Annotated in this window: 16 protein-coding genes; 9 read left to right on the top strand and 7 right to left on the bottom strand. The window is 67.9% G+C overall.

Features of this window, described 5'->3' with window-relative positions:
* The first annotated feature begins 17 nt into the window (after window positions 1–17).
* The 4 genes from DPQ64_RS04785 to DPQ64_RS04770 all read left to right on the top strand — a co-directional run bounded on the left by DPQ64_RS04785 (window position 18) and on the right by DPQ64_RS04770 (window position 4,409).
* Window positions 18–860 (top strand): manganese catalase family protein, encoded by an 843-nt coding sequence (locus DPQ64_RS04785; RefSeq protein WP_115863220.1) that lies wholly within the window; start codon window positions 18–20, stop codon window positions 858–860.
* A 584-nt stretch (window positions 861–1,444) separates the two neighbouring features.
* Window positions 1,445–2,404, top strand: coding sequence for an alpha/beta hydrolase (locus DPQ64_RS04780; RefSeq protein WP_157971585.1), 960 nt, complete (start codon window positions 1,445–1,447; stop codon window positions 2,402–2,404).
* Window positions 2,405–2,568: 164 nt separating this feature from the next.
* Complete coding sequence (gene thrC, locus DPQ64_RS04775; RefSeq protein WP_115863218.1) at window positions 2,569–3,858, top strand: threonine synthase; 1,290 nt, start codon at window positions 2,569–2,571, stop codon at window positions 3,856–3,858.
* A 110-nt stretch (window positions 3,859–3,968) separates the two neighbouring features.
* Entirely contained in the window at window positions 3,969–4,409 is a 441-nt protein-coding gene (locus tag DPQ64_RS04770) for a hypothetical protein (RefSeq protein ID WP_115863217.1), read from the top strand.
* 43 nt (window positions 4,410–4,452) lie between these two features.
* On the opposite strand, the gene DPQ64_RS04765 is transcribed toward DPQ64_RS04770, so the two are convergent.
* Both DPQ64_RS04765 and serA read right to left on the bottom strand, forming a co-directional pair.
* Entirely contained in the window at window positions 4,453–5,715 is a 1,263-nt protein-coding gene (locus DPQ64_RS04765; protein ID WP_115863216.1) for an MFS transporter, read from the bottom strand.
* Between the two features lie 284 nt (window positions 5,716–5,999).
* Window positions 6,000–7,586 (bottom strand): phosphoglycerate dehydrogenase, encoded by a 1,587-nt coding sequence (gene serA, locus DPQ64_RS04760; protein WP_115863215.1) that lies wholly within the window; start codon window positions 7,584–7,586, stop codon window positions 6,000–6,002.
* Between the two features lie 102 nt (window positions 7,587–7,688).
* On the opposite strand from serA, the gene DPQ64_RS04755 reads away from it, so the two are divergent.
* From DPQ64_RS04755 to DPQ64_RS04740, 4 genes are all read left to right on the top strand, one after another.
* A complete protein-coding gene (locus DPQ64_RS04755) occupies window positions 7,689–8,897 on the top strand; it encodes an inorganic phosphate transporter (RefSeq protein WP_115863214.1) in 1,209 nt (402 codons plus the stop codon).
* A 104-nt stretch (window positions 8,898–9,001) separates the two neighbouring features.
* Window positions 9,002–9,391 (top strand): ferredoxin Fer, encoded by a 390-nt coding sequence (fer, locus tag DPQ64_RS04750; RefSeq protein WP_115863213.1) that lies wholly within the window; start codon window positions 9,002–9,004, stop codon window positions 9,389–9,391.
* A 103-nt stretch (window positions 9,392–9,494) separates the two neighbouring features.
* Complete coding sequence (locus DPQ64_RS04745) at window positions 9,495–9,746, top strand: hypothetical protein (protein WP_115863212.1); 252 nt, start codon at window positions 9,495–9,497, stop codon at window positions 9,744–9,746.
* 90 nt (window positions 9,747–9,836) lie between these two features.
* On the top strand, window positions 9,837–10,877 hold the full coding sequence (locus DPQ64_RS04740; RefSeq protein ID WP_394338829.1) for a prepilin peptidase: 1,041 nt from the start codon (window positions 9,837–9,839) through the stop codon (window positions 10,875–10,877).
* A 145-nt stretch (window positions 10,878–11,022) separates the two neighbouring features.
* Here the strand turns inward: DPQ64_RS04740 and DPQ64_RS04735 are convergent, their stop codons facing one another.
* From DPQ64_RS04735 to DPQ64_RS04720, 4 genes are all read right to left on the bottom strand, one after another.
* Window positions 11,023–11,307, bottom strand: a complete 285-nt coding sequence (locus DPQ64_RS04735; RefSeq protein ID WP_115863211.1) for a hypothetical protein — start codon at window positions 11,305–11,307, stop codon at window positions 11,023–11,025.
* Between the two features lie 182 nt (window positions 11,308–11,489).
* Complete coding sequence (locus DPQ64_RS04730) at window positions 11,490–14,198, bottom strand: TRAP transporter permease (protein WP_115863210.1); 2,709 nt, start codon at window positions 14,196–14,198, stop codon at window positions 11,490–11,492.
* Between the two features lie 4 nt (window positions 14,199–14,202).
* Window positions 14,203–14,604, bottom strand: a complete 402-nt coding sequence (locus tag DPQ64_RS19865) for a DUF1850 domain-containing protein (RefSeq protein WP_368275988.1) — start codon at window positions 14,602–14,604, stop codon at window positions 14,203–14,205.
* Window positions 14,605–14,862: 258 nt separating this feature from the next.
* Entirely contained in the window at window positions 14,863–15,948 is a 1,086-nt protein-coding gene (locus DPQ64_RS04720) for a TAXI family TRAP transporter solute-binding subunit (RefSeq protein WP_115863209.1), read from the bottom strand.
* 301 nt (window positions 15,949–16,249) lie between these two features.
* Between DPQ64_RS04720 and DPQ64_RS04715 the strand changes: the two genes are divergently transcribed.
* Window positions 16,250–18,340, top strand: a complete 2,091-nt coding sequence (locus DPQ64_RS04715; protein ID WP_115863208.1) for a S9 family peptidase — start codon at window positions 16,250–16,252, stop codon at window positions 18,338–18,340.
* A gap of 152 nt (window positions 18,341–18,492) precedes the next feature.
* On the opposite strand, the gene DPQ64_RS04710 is transcribed toward DPQ64_RS04715, so the two are convergent.
* Window positions 18,493–19,557, bottom strand: a complete 1,065-nt coding sequence (locus tag DPQ64_RS04710) for a class I SAM-dependent methyltransferase (protein ID WP_115863207.1) — start codon at window positions 19,555–19,557, stop codon at window positions 18,493–18,495.
* Window positions 19,558–19,639: the final 82 nt, after the last annotated feature.

Raw genomic sequence — 19,639 nt, 5'->3', positions numbered from 1 at the left:
TGTTACGGAGAGAATCCATGTTCTTCCACGACAACGAACTCCAGTACGACGTCGAGGTCGAGGAGCCGGACCCGTACTTCGCCAAGATGCTCCAGCAGGCCATCGGCGGGGTCGAGGGCGAGATGCGGGTCGCGCTCCAGTACATGTTCCAGGCGTTCGGCCAGCCCAAGGAGAAACAGGAGTACCGGAACCTGCTGATGGAGACCGCGGCCGAGGAGTTGGGCCACATCGAGATGCTCGCAACCGCCGTCTCGAAGAATCTCCAGGGAGCGCCCGAGGAGCTTCGCCGGGAGGCCCGCGAGAACGACGCCGTCATCGACGCGATGATGAGCGGCGGCCAGCCGCGACAGGCGCTGTCGGCGGGGCTCCACGCCATGCCGGTCGACGCCAACGGGAACGCCTTCAGCGGGAACTTCATCGTCGCCAGCGGGAATCTCGCGGCCGATATGTACGCCAACATCATGGCCGAGTCGACCGGGCGACTGCTCGCGACGCGCCTCTACGAGATGACCGACGATCCGGGGATGAAGGACATGCTGGCGTACCTCATCGCCAGGGACACGATGCATCAAAACCAGTGGCACGCCGCGCTGGAGGAACTGGGCGAGACGGTGCCCGTCCCCGCGAGCTTCCCGCAGGAGAAGGAAAATCAGGAGTTCGACTACGAGTTCATGTCCACGTTCCGCGAGGACCGCGAGAACCCCCACGAACGCTGGACCGAGGGCGTGTCCGTCGACGGGAAGGGCGAGTTCTCGTTCGGCAACCAGCCCGGCGGCGGTAACCCGCAACTGGAGAAGGCCATCGCGGAGATGTACAACGAGGCCAGCGGCGGCGAGGACTCGACCATCGAGGGCGAGTAGCTCGGCGCGACCGCCGGACCGCCGATGGGCTGTTTTTCGGCGGTCGCTCCGCAGTGCGGATTTTCTGCCGGTTGCTGCGCGCTGGCGCGGCGCAAGTGCCGCGCCAGCGCGTGCCCAGCAGTGCGGTTGTCTCTTCCGGCAGAGCGAACCCCGACGCTTCGGCGGTCGTCTCGCCACCCCCTCGTTTCGAGTACCGCGGACCGAAAGATTCCGGCCCTTCGGCACGCCCTACGGCGAACTCCCGCGACTGATTTCGGGGTTCCGTTCCACGCGAAACGGAGGGTGTGTGATTGGGGCACAGATAGCGGAGGGATCCGGCGCTGGCGAACCAGCCGGTCGATCAGCCGAGCGCGGGCGCGCCACGTTCGGACGACGCACGGCGGGAAACAGTACCCGCGAGCGTTTTCAGCCAAGGTACCACTTATCACACCGCGAGTACAACTTATTCTGTTCGCCACTCGTTTTCAGCCGAGGTACCCTTTATGCTTGAGCCGCCTCAATCGGCATACCAGGCCATAATTCTCCAATATACGTATTTTAATTATATCGAAATCTTTTTGTAAAGCCCCGGTATGCGACAGAATATGTCAGAGGCACACCCTGACATCGAAACAGTCGTCTCGAAATTACCACCACTACGCAGTCTCCCGCTCGAAGAGGCGCGCCGGGGATACGAACAGTTCCTCAGCGTCGACGGCGACCTCGGCACGTTGGCGGACGTGCGCGACAGCGTCGTTCCGGGACCGGACGACAACACCGTCCCCATCCGAGTGTACACGCCCGAGGGCGACGGCCCGCTCCCGGTACTGGTCTGGATGCACGGCGGCGGGTTCGTGCTCGGCGACGTCGACGCCTACGACCCGGTCTGTCGCGTCCTCGCTGACGAACTGGACTGCGTCGTGGTCGCGCCCGACTACCGGCTCGCGCCCGAGCACGAGTTCCCGGCCGGACTGCGCGACTGCTACGCGGTCGTCGAATGGGCTTCCGACCGGACCCGAACGCTGGGCGACGGTTCGGACCGGCTTCTCGTCGGCGGGGACAGCGCGGGTGGCAACCTCGCGGCCGCGACCTCGCTGCTCGCCCGCGACATGGACGGCCCGGAGATCGACTATCAGGTGCTGGTGTACCCGACCACGACCTTCTCGTTCGAGTTCGGCGACGAACCCACCGGCGCGGACTGCTACTTCATCACCGAACCCGATCTGGAGTGGTCGTGGGACCTGTACCTCCGCGACGAGGTCGACGGGATGAGTCCGTACGCCTCGCCGTTGCAGGCCCGGGACCTGAGCGACCTCCCGCCGGCGACCGTGCTCACCGCCGAGTTCGACCCCCTGCGCGAGGAGGGCGAGGAGTACGCCCAGCGACTCGCAGACGCCGGAACCGCGGTCGAGCACGTGCACTACGACCGGATGGTCCACTCGTTCTTCACGAACCTCGCCGAACCCCGCGTCGAGCGCGCGTGGGACGCCGTCGAGGAGATCGACGCCCACCTGCAGGACGCCTTCGGCGAGGAGAAGGAGGCCGAGCGTCTGGTGGCGGCCTGAGGTCTCGTCCTGCTAGCTGGCTGTTCCTCGCGACTACGACACCGTCGAGCACAGCCGATGCCACGACGCAAGTCGACTTTTGGCCCGAGGTCGACGGAGCGCGGGTCTCGCAGAAGTACCGCTAACCAACTGCTTTTTGCCGGTCGCCGCCTTCCCGGAGAACGATGAGTCTCAGTCTCTCCGCGGACCGACCCGACCCGCCGGACGCGGCGGTCGACGGCGTCTGGCTCGAATGCATCGCGTGCGGGGACGCCTTTCCGCCGTTCGAGGCGGTCCGGTACACCTGCGACGCGTGCGACGGCCTGCTCGAAGTCCGGTACGCCGACCACCCCTCGCTGGCGGACTTCGCGGCGCAGGACCGCGAGGACGGCCAGCCGCCCCGGGGCGTCTGGCGGTACGCCGACGCGCTCCCGTTCGACGCGGGCGTGAGCATCGACGAGGGCGACACGCCGCTCTACGCGGTGCCGACCATCGAGGAGGAAGTCGGGGTCGCCGACCTCCGGGTCAAACACGAGGGGATGAACCCGACGGGGAGCTTCAAGGACCGCGGGATGACCGTCGGCGTGAAGGTCGCCGAGCGGTTGGGCGTCGACCGACTCGCGTGCGCCTCGACCGGCAACACGAGCGCGGCGCTCGCGTGCTACGGGGCGCGCGCTGACACGGAGGTTCTCGTCCTCCTCCCCGCGGGGAAGGTCGCCGCGGGGAAGGTCGCGCAGGCCAGCCTCCACGGCGCGCGCATCCTCGAAGTCGACGGCAACTTCGACGCCTGCCTCGACATCGTCTCGGACCTCGCCGACCGCGGGGAGGCGTACCTGCTCAACTCCCTGAACCCGTTCCGGCTCGAAGGCCAGAAGACCATCGGCCTCGAAATGCTGGAGCAGTTCCGGGACCAGACCGGCGACTTCCCCGACCGCATCGTCCTGCCGGTCGGCAACGCGGGCAACACCGCGGCGCTCTACAAAGCGTTCCGCGAGCTGGTCGCCGCCGGCTCGCTCGCGACCGAGGACGTGCCGGCGCTCACCGGCGTGCAAGCCGAGGGCGCGGCCCCGATGGTCGAGGCGGTCGAGAACGGCTGGGACGAGGTACGCCGCTGGGACGAGGTCGAGACCCGCGCGACAGCCATCCGCATCGGCAACCCCGTCAACGCCCCGAAGGCGCTCCCGGGCATCCGAGAGACCGGCGGCACCGCGGTGGCGGTGTCCGACGAGGAGATCACCGACGCCCAGCGAGCGCTCGCTCGGGACGGTGTTGGCGTCGAGCCCGCGAGCGCGGCCTCGGTGGCCGGACTCCGGAAGCTCCGCGAGTCGGGCGAGATCACGGCCGACGAGCAGGTCGCCTGCCTGACGACCGGCCACCTGCTGAAGGACCCCGACGCGGCCGCGGCGGCCGGCGTCGCGCCGGAGCCGGTCCCCGCCGACACCGAGGGCGTGCTGGCGCATCTCGGCGACGAGTGATCCGTCGAACGGCGGACCTATCTCCAGTCGAAACGGTGTCGTTCGGGCGTCAGACGTTCGCAGGACGCGTCTGACGCGTCTTTTTGGTTCGTGCTAACGTATGGATTAGAGTGAGCATCGAGACCACCGAGGACGCTCACGACCCCGCCCAGACCGCCCGCGAGAGCACGGCGAACGAGGACGGGGCGGACGGACGCCCCGACGACGAACTGGTAGTGGTGATCTGCCAGCACAGTACGTACGAACAGCTACGGCCCGAACTCGACGAGTCGCGCGAACGGCTCTGTCGGAGGTACGACCGGGAGTACGAGACCCTGCTGAGCGAGCGCGCCCAGTTGGCCGACGAGGTGGAGGCTCTCGAACGCCAGCTCGCCCGGAAGGAGTCCCAGCTCGACGCGGTCGTCGCGCGCAACGAGCAGATCCTCGAAGCTCGCACCGAGTCCTACCGTCGGCAGATCGCGGAGCAGGAAGCGGACGAGGACGACATCCAGTGGACCGGTCGCAGGCAGTCGCCCGGACTGCTCGCCCGACTGAAGAACTGGTTGCGGTAGCACTGGTCGCGAGCGGACCGCCGACCGGGAGCTGCCCGGCGGCTCATTCCGTTCGCGCCAGTCCGACCACTATCGCCGCGCTCACGAGCAGACAGCCCAACAGGCCGGCGAACGCCGCGGTGTACGACGCCCGGCCCGCGACGAACCCGACGTAGCTCGGCCCGAGGCTCCCGAGGCCGAGGTAGACGGTCCGGGTCGCGCCGAGGTCGCCGCCCATGCTCCCGTCCGGGAACGTGTCCATCAACAGCGCCTGCATCACGGGCGGGTACGCCATCAGCCCGCCCGCGAAGACGATCACCGCGACGACGACCGCGGGCGTGCTCGTCGCGACGAGCAGACCCGCGAGCGCGGCGGCCGCGAGCACCAGCGCGCTCGCGGCCACGCCAGCGCGAGCGAACCGATCGCCGAGCGAGCCGGAGATGGGCTTGACGAGCGCGCCCACCACGAACAGCGCCGCGAACCCACCGCTGGCGAGTTCCGGCGGGAACGCCTTCGCGTCGCGGAGGAACGTCGGCAGGAACCCGGTCGCGCTCTGCCACGTGAACGCGAAAAGCGCGTACGCCAGCAGGAGCCATCGCATCCGGGAGTTCGCCCAGAGTCGCGACGCGGTGGCGCGGGCGTCCGCGAGCCCGTCCGCGACCGCACCGCGGTCGACCGCGGGCCGGGTGTACCCCTCGCGTCCCCAGATGTGGAGCGCGACCGCCACGCCCGCGAGGACGGCGACCACCGGGAGGTAGGCCGCCCGCCAGCCGGCCACCGCGAGCGCCGCGACCGCGAGCCCGGCCGCGGCCGCTCCGCCAACGTCGCCCGACGCAGTGTGGAGCCCGAACGCCTGCCCCCGGCGCTCCACGAACAGATCCGACACCAACGCCCGGGCCGGCGTCGGGTACAGTCCCGCGCCGAGGCCGACGACTGCAGCTCCGAGCAGGAAGAAGGGATAGGTCGGCGCACTCGCGAGGGCACCGAAGCCGACGATCACGAGCGCGAGGCCGGCGACGAGCAGGCTCTTGCGGGTCAACCCGTCCGAGAGCCGACCGCTGGGATACTGACCGAGCGCGTACAGCCCCCAGAGCGTCGTGAGGGCCACGCCGGCGCGGAAGTCGGCGATAGCGAGGTCGGCCATCACCGCGGGCAGGAGCGGCGAGAGCGCGAGCCGGCCGGACTGGATCGCGGCCCAGCCGAGCGACACCGCGAGCAACAGGCGGCCGGAGTACCCGGTGAGCAGGCGCTCGTCGGTGCTTTCCGGGGCGCTTTCGCCGGAATCGCTCTCGCTGGCGTTCGTCTCGTCGGCCCGGCCGCGTGACACGACGGGAGCAACGAGGCGGAGGTATTTGGGTTCGGGTTTTGCGGCAGGAGTTTGGCGGTAGTCGTTCCGTACAGACGAAAGATACAACGACGTCCTGTAATCCGAGTTACCTGAGCGGCGATAGCACTGGAACACGTCTCTACGGTCGACGACCGCGTAGAAACGACGAGTCAGACGGCGGATCAGCTTCGGAAGGGGCGCGTCGCGGCGGTCGAAATGGCCGTAGAGCGCGTCACAATAGTCCACGTGGTGAAACAAATATTTCCAGCACCGACGAACTTCGACTACTCCGCCCCGTTCAACTCGATGTACCGCGCCTCGATGATGCGCTCGTCGGCTTCCAGCACCTCCTTGGCGGCGTCGGGGACCTGCTCGTCGAGCGTGTACACCGTCAGCGCCTCGCCGCCGTGGGCCTCGCGGGCGTTGAACATCCCTGCGATGTTGATCTCGTGGTCACCCAGCACGGTCCCGATGAAGCCGATGACGCCCGGCGCGTCCTTGTTCCGGGCGACGAGCATGTGGCCGCGCGGGATGGCGTCGACGCGGTAGTCGTCCACGCGGACGATGCGGGGGTCGCCGCCCGTGAACAGCGTCCCCTCGACGCTGACCGACTCGTCGTCGCCGGCCACGGTCACGCGAACGAGGCTCTGGAAGTCCTCGGTCTGGCGGGTCTTGCTCTCGGTTACCTCGACGCCGCGGTCCGTCGCGATCTGGGGCGCGTTGACCGCGTTGACCTGCCACTCCAACGGCTGGAACACGCCCTTCTGGGCGCTCGCGGTGACGAGCTCCACGTCCTCGTCGGCGATGTCACCCTCGTAGTGGACCTCGATGGACTCGATGCGCTCGTCGAGCAGCTGGGTCGCAATCTTGCCCGCGGTCTCGGCGAGGCCGATGTACGGCTCCACGCGAGGGAACGCGCTCTCGTCGATGGAGGGCGCGTTCAGGGCGTTGACCACCGGCTCCTCGGCGAAGGCGGCCACGATCTGGTCGGCGGTGCTGGTGGCGACGTTCTCCTGTGCGGCCTCCGTGCTCGCGCCGAGGTGGGGCGTGACCACCACGTCGTCCACGTCGAGCAGCGGGTTGTCGGGCGAGACGGGCTCGTCGGCGAACACGTCGACCGCCGCACCGGCGAGCACGCCGTCCTCGACCGCCTCGGCGAGCGCTCGCTCGTCGACGACGCCGCCGCGCGCGCAGTTGACCACGTAGCCGCCTTCGAGTTGTGCGAGTTCCTCGTCGCTGATGAGCCCCTCCGTCTCGGGCGTCAGCGGCGTGTGGACCGTCAGGAAGTCCGCGCGGTCGAGACAGTCGTCGAGGTCCACGAGTTCCGCGCCGAGTTGGGCGGCCCGGTCCTCGCTGATGTACGGGTCGTACGCCACGAGCTCCATCCCGAGCGAGTCGAGCTTCTTGGCGACCTCCTGGCCCACGCGACCGAGGCCGACGACGCCCAGCGTCTTGGCGTTGACCTCCGTACCGAGGTAGTCGCCCTTGGCCCACTCGCCCTCCTTGAGCCGGACGTGAGCCTGCGGGATCGAGCGCGCGGTGGCGAACGCCATCGCGACGGTGTGTTCGGCCGCGGCTCGGACGTTACCCTCCGGCGCGTTGGCGACGATGACCCCGTGGTCGGTCGCGGCGTCGATGTCGATGTTGTCCACGCCGATGCCGGCTCGACCGACGATGACGAGTTCCGGGGCGGCCTCGAACACCTCCTCGGTGACCTCGGTACCCGAGCGAACTACGAGCGCGTTCGCGTCGGAGACCGCAGACAGAAGCGCGTCCCCTTCTGCGTCGTAGGCGGTTTCGACTTCGTGGCCCGCCTCGCGGAGTCGGTCCAGACCGGCGTCGGCGATGGGATCCGTTACGAGGACCTTCATGCGTACTCGGAGTCGTGCCGGCGGGATAACCCTTTCTTCGCCCGTGGCTTTTGCCGAGCAACGACCGCCCCCTTTTAAACATCCGCCTTCGAAGGGGTACGCATGCTCGGTCCACTCCTCGTCGTCGGTCTCGCGGTCGCCGCGTTCGTCGGCTTCAACATCGGCGGTTCCTCGACCGGCGTTGCGTTCGGCCCCGCGGTCGGCAGCGACGTCGTCTCGAAGTTGGGTGCGGCCGCCCTGATGGCGGCGTTCGCGCTGCTCGGTGGCTGGACCGTCGGCCGGAACGTCGTCGCCACGATGGGCGGCGACATCGTGCCGGCCGAACTGTTCACCCTCGGGGCGAGCGTCGGCGTGCTGTTCTTCGTCGGACTCGCGCTCCTCGTCTCGAACCTGTTCGGCGTGCCCGCCTCGACCTCGATGACGGCCGTCGGCGCGATTGCGGGACTCGGCGTCGCGGCGGGGAACATCGACTGGGGCGTGATGGGCCGCATCGTCTCGTGGTGGCTGGTCGCGCCCATCATCGCGTTCTGGGTGTGCGCGGTCGTCGGGCGCTACCTCTACCCGTATCTCGACGTGTGGTTCCGCATCGACCAGTCGGAGGGCCCGCTGCTCGAATACCGCCGCGCGGCGTCGATTCCCTACCCGGTTCCGGCGGCCAACACCAACCGGCGCGAGCTGGTGAGCAGCGTTCTCGTGGTCGTCATCGGCTGCTACATGGCGTTCTCGGCGGGCGCGAGCAACGTCGCCAACGCGGTCGCCCCGCTGGTGGGCAGCGAGGCCATCACGACCGATCAGGGCATCCTGTTGGCCGGCGGGGCCATCGCGCTCGGGGCGTTCACCATCGCTCGGCGCACCCTCGACACCGTCGGCAACGACCTGACCGACCTCCCGCTGCTGGCCGCGCTGATCGTCGAGGTCGTGTCGGCGTCGCTCATCACGTTCCTGTCGTACCTCGGTATCCCCGCCAGCCTCGCGGTGAGCGCGACGATGTGCATCGTTGGCCTCGGCTGGGGGCGCGCGACGCGGGTGGTGAAAGTTCGGAACGCCGCGAGCGCCGCCATGCGGGGCGGCAAGACCGACGCTAGCGCCCGCCAGGGTGGCGAGGCGAGTACGCCGATGTCGGTGAACGCACTCACCGCCGAATCCGACGAGGTGCAGAAGATCGGCGAGGAGGACCCCGCGGAACTCAGCACCGGTGACCTGTTCGACCCGTCCGCGACCGGCCGAGTCGTCGTGCTCTGGATTCTGACTCCCAGCATCTCGGCGGTGGCGTCGTTCCTGTTGTTCGAGTTCGTCCCGATCTACGGGTAGTGTCGCCCCAACTGTGAATGTCGCCTATCGTCTACGGAAGAACGTCGCGCTGGGCGGACGCAAACAATAACTACTAACCATGTCGCTGCCGAACTCTCAGGGTGATGCCAACCGTCGAATACCTCAACTACGAAGTGCTGGACGATCAGGGCTGGGAGATGGACGACGACGACCTCTTCGAGGAAGCCGCCGACGCGGGCCTCGACAGCGAGGACTACGGCACGCTCGACGTGGCCGAGGGCGAATACATCCTCGAAGCCGCGGAAGCGCAGGGCTACGACTGGCCGTTCTCGTGCCGGGCCGGTGCCTGCGCCAACTGCGCGGCCATCGTCTTCGAGGGCGAGATCGACATGGACATGCAGCAGATCCTCTCGGACGAGGAGGTCGAAGAGAAGAACGTCCGCCTGACCTGCATCGGCAGCGCCGCGACCGACGAGGTCAAGATCGTCTACAACGCGAAGCACCTCGACTACCTGCAGAACCGCGTCATCTGAACGGCCGTTCGCGACACTGGACTGCTCGTTTTTTCATCAGCACTTCCAAGTAGCGGTGTCACCGGGCAGCGTCTTTTAGGTCGTGGCGAGGGTAGCTTTGTCGATGCCCGACGACTCGACCCGGACGATGCGCGACAGCTTCGGGGTTTGGAACGTCGACAGCGTCGAGCGCGAGGTCGTCCTCAGGAGCTCGGACGACCAGTACGTCGCGGTGCCGATTCCGGAAGGGAAAGCGGAGGTGTTCGAGAATCTCGTGGGCACCTCGGGGACCATCGACGCGACGCTCGTCCGGTCGGGCGAGTCAGGGACGGTTTGGCAGTTGGACAGGATTCACAGCGTCAGCGAAAGTATGTAATCCGGTGTTCGATGCGACCCACCTCACTCTACCCCTCCTACATTTATATACGATGGCGAAACAAACCCCGCTCACGGAGAACTACGCGACGTGTCTACCCCAATCGACGCCTCCATCCCCGACCTGCTCAGACTCCTCGTCGTCCCCGTCTTCGGCTGGGCGGCGTGGCGGGACGTGCAGACCCGCCGGATTCCCAACCGGACGTGGTACCCGCTCGCCGCGCTCGCGGTCGTTCTGCTGGCGGTCGACGGCTGGCTGGCGTGGAACGGCACCGCCCTCGAAACGCGTGCCTTCGCGGTCCGGACCGCGATCAGCCTCGGCTTCGTCGCGCCGCTGGTGATCGCCTTCTGGTGGTTTCGGGCGTTCGGCGGCGCGGACGCCAAGGCGTTCCTCGTGGTCGCCGCGCTGTTCCCGACGTACCCGGCGTACGGCGTGCTCGGGTGGACGCTTCCCCACCAGCAGACGCTGGTCGGTTCGTTCTCGCTGACCATCCTGACGAACACCGTGCTGCTGGGGGCGCTCTATCCGCTCGCGGTGCTCGCGCGGAATGCGGCCGCCGGACGGTTCTCGTCGGTCATGTTCGTCGGCAAGCCCGTGGCGTGGGACGCGATACCCGACGAGCACGGCCGCCTGCTGGAGACGCCCGACGGCGTGACCCGGAACGGTGTGGACCTCGACGCGATCCGGATGTACCTCCGGTGGCGCGGCCTGACGCTGGCCGAACTGCGCGAGCACGCCGACGGTCTCCGGGACCCCGCGACCCTGCCCGCCGAGCCGAACCCGCCGGGCGACGGAGCGGTGGGGCCGACAGACGACGTAGCTGGCAACAGCGACGCCGAAGGGGTCAGCGCGGACGGCGGAGCCCTCGAACAGAGCGAGACGATTCAGCCGGCGGAGGTCCCCGACGACGACCCGTGGGGTACCGCGGCGTTCCTCGCGGGCCTCGACCACGGCGCGTACGGCGCGACTCCGGAGCGTCTGCGAGACGGCCTCGACGTGCTGACCAGCGAAGACGAGGTCTGGGTGTCGCCGGGCATCCCGTTCGTCGTCCCACTGTTCGTCGGAACGGTGGTCGCGCTGACCTACGGCGACCTGCTGTTCGGGATGTTACGGCTGGTCGGGTTGAACTGACGGGCGAAGTTCTGGCCCGTTCCGAGAAATCCCGACGGGTGGCCGCCTCGACCGAATAGATAAAACGGGACGCTCGTTCTGTTGGTGATCGTCGCCGGCTGTCACGACTGTTCGCCGGTCGTCGCTCCGATACCCCGCGGTTGGGTTAGGCCTTTATCGGCTCATCGCAGTATTCGTGACAGTAGCAGACGCCGCAGCCGCTGTCACAGTTGCAGCATTTCTCTGCGCAGCAGCCGGGGTCGTCGTGGTCGCAGTGGTGTTCGACGCCCACGTCGCCTTCGAACGTGTCGACGACCTCGAAGGTGTCGCCCTGTTTTTCGAGTTTGTAAATCGTGGACCCGCTCTCGGTGTTCACTGCACTCGCCGAGCCGACTCCCGCGACGAACAGACTGCCGGCTGCGACGTTCCGGATGACGTTTCTTCTTTTCATACCCACTCAACACCTAGGGAATAAAATATAAAAATATTTTGTTTGTGATTTTATAGTATTTGGCGTGGTTCTGCGGCGCACACGGACCAAGACAGATGCGTTTCCATCCGTTCGAATCGTGTTTCGCATTCGTCAGTATCCGACCGGCTCCGTCCCAAGTCGTTTCGGCGCGCTCGGGCGTCTCACGCCGTATCGGCGACGGCCTCGGCCTCCGGCTGCTCGGCCTCCGCGCGCCTGCGGTTCCGCAGCGCGAGCGCGCCGAACAGCACGGCCCCGAACGCTCTCAGCACGAGGTCGAACGCGCCGGGGTCGAGTTCGCCCGCCACGCCGACCAGCGAGAGCAGGCTCGTCACCGAGTTGAACAGGAGCAACGGAGCCATCAGCAGGAGCGCCGCGAGCGCGAACAGCCACCGTCCGACCCCGCCGACGTCCGTGTAGAGGTAGGCGATGATGGTCGCGCCGAGCGCCACCACGCCGACGAACACGCCGATCACCGGGACGAGCACCTCCGGAACGAAGTAACCCAGATCCACCATATCCGAGAAGCCGATGACCGACACCTCCTCGCCGGTGCCCGTCCCGCGGAGGAGCAAGATACCGGGCGTCAGCACGAACGCGAAGGGGACGATGGCCTTGTTGAGCGACAGCGAGAACGCCTTCACCCCCGTGTCGAACTGGTCGGACTTGGCGATGCCGGAGGCTGCGTAGGCCGCGACCGCGACCGGCGGCGTGATGTCCGCGATGACGCCGAAGTAGAGGATGAACAGGTGGGCAGCGAGTATCGGGATGCCTCCGATCTCGGTGATGGCCGGGCCGAGCATCGAGACGAGGATGATGTACGTCACGGTGGTCGGCATCCCCATCCCGAGGATGATCGAGGAGATAGCGGTCAGCACGAGCAGGACGACGATGGACCCGCCCGCGACCGTACGGATGAGCGCGGTCAGGTTCGGGCCGAGGCCGCTGACGCTGATGATGCCCGGGATGATGCCCGCGGCCGCGACCGCGATGACGACCGTGGTCGCGGTGCGCGCCCCGGCGTCCATCGACTTGAGCACGAACCCGACGTACTGGAACGGTTTCGCGCCAGCGAGGCTCGGCCGCCGGACCGCGTCGGCGGCCGACTGGACCGCGCCGTCGACCTGCGCGTCGAAGTCCAGCAGCGGGGCGTCCATCCGCGGGCGGACGAGCATCGTCACGAAGCTGACAGCCAGCGCCATCCAACCAAGTTTGCCCGCCGCCGCGAGCACCGCCGGGATGACCTCCATACCGCCGCCAGGGGCCGTTCCCCTGACCGCGGCGACGATCCCGCCGCCCGTCGCCACGTGGGCCGCCGCCTCCAGCGCGAACAGCCCCGCGATGGTCCCGAGCAGCGGAACCCGGGTGTCCTCGTCGTAGGCGGCCACCAGCGCGATGAGCGCCATGATGGCGACGAGCGTGAACCACGCCGACCGCGCGACCGAGAGCCGCTCGACGATGAGGTAGTACAGCAGGAGGACGAGCGGGACGAGGTAGAACCAGCCCCGGAGCATGTGCGGCCGCCACGACACGATGTCCGCGGCCGCCAGCCCGCCGATGTTGCGCTTCGAGGCTTCGAGGTCGACCATCACCCAGACGCCGAAGAAGAAGACGATTGCGGGGATGGCGGCGGCCATAATCACGTCACGGAACGGCGTCAGGGTGTACTCCACGATGAGGAAGGCGGCCGCGCCCATCACGGGCGGGAGGATCTGGCCGCCAGAGGACGCCGACGCCTCGACCGCGCCGGAGAACTCGGGACTGTAGCCCGACCGCTTCATCAGCGGGATGGTGAACGCGCCGGTCGTGACCGTGTTGGCGATGGAGGACCCGCTGATGGTTCCCATGAACCCGCTCGCGACGATGCTGGCCTTCGCGGGGCCGCCCCGGCGGCTGCCGGTCGCCGAGTACGCGAGGTCGATGAACCACTTGCCCGCGCCGCTCATCTCGAGGAACGCGCCGAACAGGATGAAGATGTAGATGAACCGGACGCTCACGGTCACGGGGATGCCGAACACGCCGTTCTCGGTGTTGTACCAGAGGTTCTGGACGATGGAGTCCCACCCGAGCGGCGTGATCGAGAGCACGCCGACCAGCGGGGCGGTGGTCGGGATGAGGTAGCCCCACCGCGCGTAGACGATAAAGGAGGCGACGATGAGCATCAGGTAGAGCCCGAGCGCCCGCCGGGTCGCCTCCAGCACGAGCAGGACGCCGACCGCCCCGAGCACGAACGCGTACGAAACCTCGTTCAGCGGCACGCCGAGCGCGGCGAACGCGTCCGTGACGGGGCCGAGGAACGGGTACACCTCACCGATCGTTCGGCCCGCCGCGAGCCCGAGCGCCCGCATCCGACGGATCTCGTCGAAGCTGGTGATCATGTACGCTCCTGCAAGCACGGAGAACAGCACGAGCACGGCGTCGAACGGTGTGATCCGGCGTCGGCGGGGATCCATGAACAGCCAGCGGACGACCCCGCGAGCGCTCTCGCCCGCTCGCGTGACCGGGCTGTCGTCGCCGAACCGGTCGCGGAGCGCGGGGACCACGCGAGCGAGTCGGCGCGAGAGGAAGCCGTCACCGGTGGATGGCGGGAAGAGGAGGAAGGCCAGCACGAGCGCGAAGCAGACGTGGACGGCGTTCACCTGCAACAGCTGGAGGGCGGCGAGTTCGAAGCTGCCGACGACCGGGAGCGTCACGCTGAGGACGAACCCTCGCGCGGCCAGCCACATCTGGAACGCCGAGAACAGGATGGCGACGGCGCTGACCGCCACCGCCATCCACCCGCGGAGACTCCGCTTGCGCTCCAGTTCGTTGATGAGTTCCTGCTGGTCCTCCTCTGGAATCGGGGCGTCTCCCGCTCCTGCGCTCGTTGTCATGGTATCAGTGAGAGGCGTCGGTGTCGCTCGCGTTCGTCGCCCGGGGCTCGACCGAGAGCTTCACGGTGCGGCCCTCGGAGAGGCCCACGAGGTCGTACGTCCGGTCGGCGACGACGAGTTCGTGGCCCGCGATGCTACCCGGCGTGACGTACAACTGCTCGTAGCTCCCCTCCGGGTCGAAGACGAACGTGTCGTTCTCGGTGATGGTCACCTCGGCGCGAGCCGGTAGCCCCGCTCCGTAGGACTGGAACTCCATCCGGACCATCTCCAGTTCGGTGCCGTTGACCTCGTACACGTCGAGCACCGGGGTCTTCTCCACGCTATGGGTGTAGTTCAGCGCGACCGTCATCCCCTCGGCGACCGGCACCGCCAGCAGTCGCTCCCCAGTCTCGGCGTCCGCGACCACGAGCGCGCTCTCGTGGTCGCTCTCCGCGGTCGTCGCTGTACCATCTCTCGGCGCGGTCGTCGCCGTGTCGTCCTGCGCAGTCGTCGCCGTGTCGTCCTGCGCGCTCACGACCATACCACCACCCGGCGCGTGCGGCGCGCTCGCGGGCGCAGCGCTCGGCAGCGCTGCGCCCGCGAGGGCGCCGCCGACCGCCGCGGCGAGCAGACACGTGGCGACGAGCGAGCACGCGCCGACCAGCGGGGGGAGTCGAGTCACGTCTCAGTTCTCGGTCGTCGTCTCGCCCATCTCGGTCTCGTTGCCGCCGTCGGCCATCGTCGTCTCGCCGCCCATCCCGCCGCCGGTCGTGGTCTCCCCGCCGCCCATGCCGCCCGAGGGCGTCTGGATGGTGACCTCGCCGAAGACGCGCTGGGCACCCTCGTGGAGCGGGATGGACATCCCGTCGAGCGCCGAGTCCTCGCCGATGAAGTCGGTCTTGATCGTCAACCCGTCGGTGTTCTCGAAGATGGCCCGCGTGACCGTCTCGACGGTGTCGGCGTCGAGCCCCTCGCGGGTGGCGATCATCGCCTGCACCGAGACGGTCTCCGTGTCCTCGTCGACCCCGCTGTACGTTCCGCCGGGGATGGTGTCCTCGGCAAACCACGGCGAGGAGCCGAGGATGGCCTCGCGGGCGTCGCCCGAAATCTCCACGATGGAGATATCGTTCGTGGTCGCGAGCTCTTCGATGGCCCCGAGCGGCCAGCCGCCCACGACGAACGCGGCGTCGATGTCGCCGTCGCGGAGCTGGTCGGCCGCCTGCGAGAAGCTGGCGTTCTGCTCCTCGAAGTCCCCCTGCTCGATGCCGGCCGACTGGAGGATCTGGAGCGCGTTGACCTGCGTCCCGCTCCCGAGGTCGCCCGTGTTGATGGTCGCGCCCTCGAGGTCTTCGAGCGTCTCGATGTCGGTCCCCGGCCGCGTCACCACGTGGATGGTCTCCGGGTAGAGCGTGGCGACCCCGCGGAGGCTCTCGACCGCGTTCCCCTGGAACGCCTCGATGCCCGTGCCGTTGTACGCGAAGTACGCCACGTCGTTCTGGATGAGCGCGAAGTCGGCGTCACCCCGTGCGAGGCTTCCGACGTTCTCGACGCTCGCGCCCGTCGACTGGACCTGGAGCGTGAAGTCGGTGTTGTCCTCGACGACCGTCTTGATCTCGTTCGACAGCGGGAAGTACGTCCCGCCGGTGCCGCCGGCGTGCCACGAGAGCCGCTGGTCCTGAGCCAGTCCGCTCCCCGTGAAGCCGATCAGGCCCGCGAGTCCGGCCGCACCCGTTCCCTTCAATACGTCGCGTCTGTTGGTATTCCCCACCATTGCGGGTGTACCTGTACGTCGACCGGAATATACCCTATCGACGCTCCGGATCGGAAATCCGTCGCTTCGCTTCCGTAACGCTGGATTTCGGTGGGGATCCAGGGCTCCGGGCAGATAGGTAGAGACGGACGCGACGAAATCCGAGGTTGTCGAACTCGGCGACGCCCGCCGCCCGGAATCGTGACGCGACCGCCGCCCCGGAAACGTCGGGTTGTAGCCGGCGAATCGAAGGGTCGCACAGCGCCCGCGATTCCCACGCGGAACCGGAATCCTATTGGTGGCATGGCCGCACGTCGGACGTATGGAAACTGTCCGTGCGAGTGACTATCACGGCGTCGTTCAGGTTGGCGAGCCCCGCATCTCGCCCGACGGGGAGCGAGTCGCGTTCGTCCGAAAAGTACCGGACGGCGACGACGGGTACGAGGCGACCGTCTACGTCGTCCCCGTCGGCGGCGACGAGCCCCGACAGTTCACCGTCGCGGAGGGCGTCGACAGCTCCCCGCGGTGGAGTCCGAGCGGTGACCGGCTCGCGTTCGTCAGCACCCGCGGCGCGGACGACGACCGGCCCCAACTCTGGGTCGTGCCGACAGACGGCGGCGAAGCCCAGCAGGTGACCGACGTGGTCGGCGGCGTGGGAAGTCCCGCGTGGTCGCCCGACGGCAGTCGGATCGCGTTCGTCCAGCAGGCCACCGCCGAGGACCGCGAGGCCGGCCGAGACCTCGCGCTCGACGACGAGGAGTACGAACCCGAAGAGCCCGACCCGCGGGTCGTCGACCGACTGGTCTACCGGTCGAAAGGCGGCTACGTCGACGGGCGGCGCTCGCACGTGTACGTGATCGATCCGGAGAACGACAGCACGGCACGCCGGCTCACCGACGGCGACTACGACTACTCCGGGCCGGAGTGGGCCGACGAGTCGACCATCTACTACGGCGTCAAGCGGACCGGCGACCCCGACGACAACGTCATCGTCGACATCGCGGAGTACGACCTCGACGCCGACGAGGAGGTCGAAACCGTGGTGCAGACCGCCGCGTGGGGCGCGAGCCTCGCTGCGACGAGCGACGGCCGACTCGCGTACGCGACCACCGACGAGGACGCGCCCACGCTCCGCCAGACGGAGATCGAGGTGCTCGACCGCGAGACCGGCGAGGTGACGACTCCGACCGCCTCGCTCGACCGGACCCTCGCCACCGCGCCGGTGGCCCACTGGCCCGCTGGCGTCCCGGAGTGGGGCCCCGACGAGGAGGACCTCTTCTTCCTGACGCCCGACGAGGGCGACGTCGCGCTCTGGCGCGCGCCGGGCGACGCCAGCGCGGACCCCGAACGCGTCGTCGCCGACCGGGAGGTGTACGGCGCGTCGGTCGGCGAGAACGCGGTGGCGTACGTCGCCGGCGAGTGGGACCATCCTGGCGACGTGTTCGCGACCACGCTCCGCGGCGCGGAGTCCCGGCGGTTGACACGGGTCAACAGCGGGTATCTCGACGACCGCGCGGTCGCCCAACCCGAGGAGATCCGGTTCGAGAACGACTCGGGCGACGAGATACAGGGCTGGGTGCTGACGCCGCCGGACTTCGATGAAGACGAAACGTATCCCCTCGCGGTCGAGATCCACGGCGGTCCCCACTCGATGTGGGGCACCAGCCGGACGATGTGGCAGGAGTTCCAGCTGCTGGCCGCGCGGGGCTACGTCGTCTTCTGGTGCAACCCGCGAGGCTCGACCGGCTACGGCGAGGCGTTCATGGCCGCCATCGGCGACGGGCAGTGGGGGCCGCCAGCGTACGAGGACGTGCTGGCCGGCGTCGACGAGGTGGCGAGCAGGCCCTCGGTCGACGAGGAGAACCTGTTCGTCACCGGCGGGAGCTACGGCGGCTACCTCACCGCGTGGATCGTCGGCCACACCGACCGGTTCGCCGGCGCGGTCAGCCAGCGCGGCGTCTACGACCTCGACGGGTTCTACGGGTCGACCGACGCGTTCAAACTGGTCGAGTGGGACTTCGACGCGCGGCCGCCGGGCGACGCCGCGTTCCTGTGGGAGCAGTCGCCGGTGGCCCACGCCGACGAGGTGGACACGCCGACCCTGCTGGTCCACAGCGACGAGGACTACCGGGTCCCGGTCGGCGGTGCCGAACTGCTCTATCGACTCTACCGCAAGCACGGCGTGGAGACCCGGCTGGTGCGCTACCCCCGCGAGGGCCACGAGCTCTCGCGGAGCGGCGAGCCCGCCCACGTCGTCGACCGGCTCGAACGCCTCGTGCGCTGGTTCGACGGCTACTCCGACCACCACGACGTACCGCCGGCGTTAGAGCGCGGCGACGAGGGGCTGTCGGCCGGTGCGGACGGGGATGAAGAGGACGAGAGCGAGGCGGACGCGGGCGAAAGTGAGGAGTAGCGGGTTTCGCTCTACTGAGATCCCGAACTGGTGATAGGTTCGGTATCCGTTAGTACGTACAGAGCGCGAATTCGCCACGTATTTCGAGACGGTGGCGGCTTCGCAGATATCGCCGTAGTTCAGCGTCCGTGGCTATCAAAGATATCCGCCCGCTACGGCTTCGCTTCGAGCACCATGTCGAACGGCGGCGTCTCGGTCGCGCGGCGGAACTCCGAGAAGCCGCCCTCGGTGACTACATTACGCAGCCGTTCTTCCCCGGCCTGTGCGCCCAACGCGTGGGAACCCTCCTGATCGAGTGCGTTCGGCGTACACACCATCGTGGAAATCGAGTAAAACATCCGCCCGCGCGGATTCAGGTTCTCCTCGGCCCGATCACCACTGATCGGTTCCACGATCATCCACGTGCCGTCGTCAGCGAGCGTCTCTCGGACGTGACGTGCAACACCGACTGGATCGCCCATGTCGTGCAGGCAGTCGAAAGAGGTGACGAAGTCGTACTCGTCACCGTCGTACTCCTTGGCCCTCGCGACCTCGAAGCTGACTTCGTCGGCTACGTCAGCGGTAGCCGCGCGCTCGCGTGCCGCTTCGATAGATTCCTCGTGATAATCGTATCCGACGAAGGTCGAATTCGGATAGGCCCGAGCCATGGTGATCGTCGATTCGCCGTGGCCACACCCGACGTCAGCGACTCGCGCGCCCTCCCGAAGTTTCTCGTCCACCCCGTCGAGCGCGGGGATCCAGTCCGAGACGAGGCTTTCCCTGAAGCCGAATTCGGAGGTACGCATCATGCCTTGGAAGAGTTCCTCGTCGTGCTCGTGCCATCCAACGCCGTCACCGCTCCGGAAGGCCGTCTCGATCTCGGGCAAAGCCTTGCCGGCGGCGGTGGCGATCTGGAACAGCCCCGCGACGGGAGATGCTGGACCGTCCGTATCGGCCAGCAAGAGCGCCTGTTCCGGAGAGAGGCTGTACCGCTCCGCGGTGGCGTCGTAGTTCACGTAATCGCTGGCTGCACTCGCGGCGAGCCACTCGCGCACGTACCGCTCGGCGGTGTCGGTGTGATCGGCGAGTTCGCTCGACGTGAGCGGTCCGTGTTCGGCGAGCGCATCGTAGAGTCCGAGTCGATCACCGATGACGGCCAGCGGTGCATACGCGATGGCACCGATATCGGTCGTGGCAGTTTCTATCAACTCTTCGAGCCGGTCTTCTCTAATGGACATCGTGTCACCCCTTACCCGTCTTGCCTCTACGAGGCGATCCTTGTTAAGCATTACCAAACTCGGAGGCTTGGTGGGAAATTCG

Origin of the sequence: Halorussus litoreus (assembly GCF_003382685.1) — an archaeon.
GTDB lineage: Archaea > Halobacteriota > Halobacteria > Halobacteriales > Haladaptataceae > Halorussus > Halorussus litoreus.
This window is presented reverse-complemented; position numbering and strand designations above follow the sequence as displayed.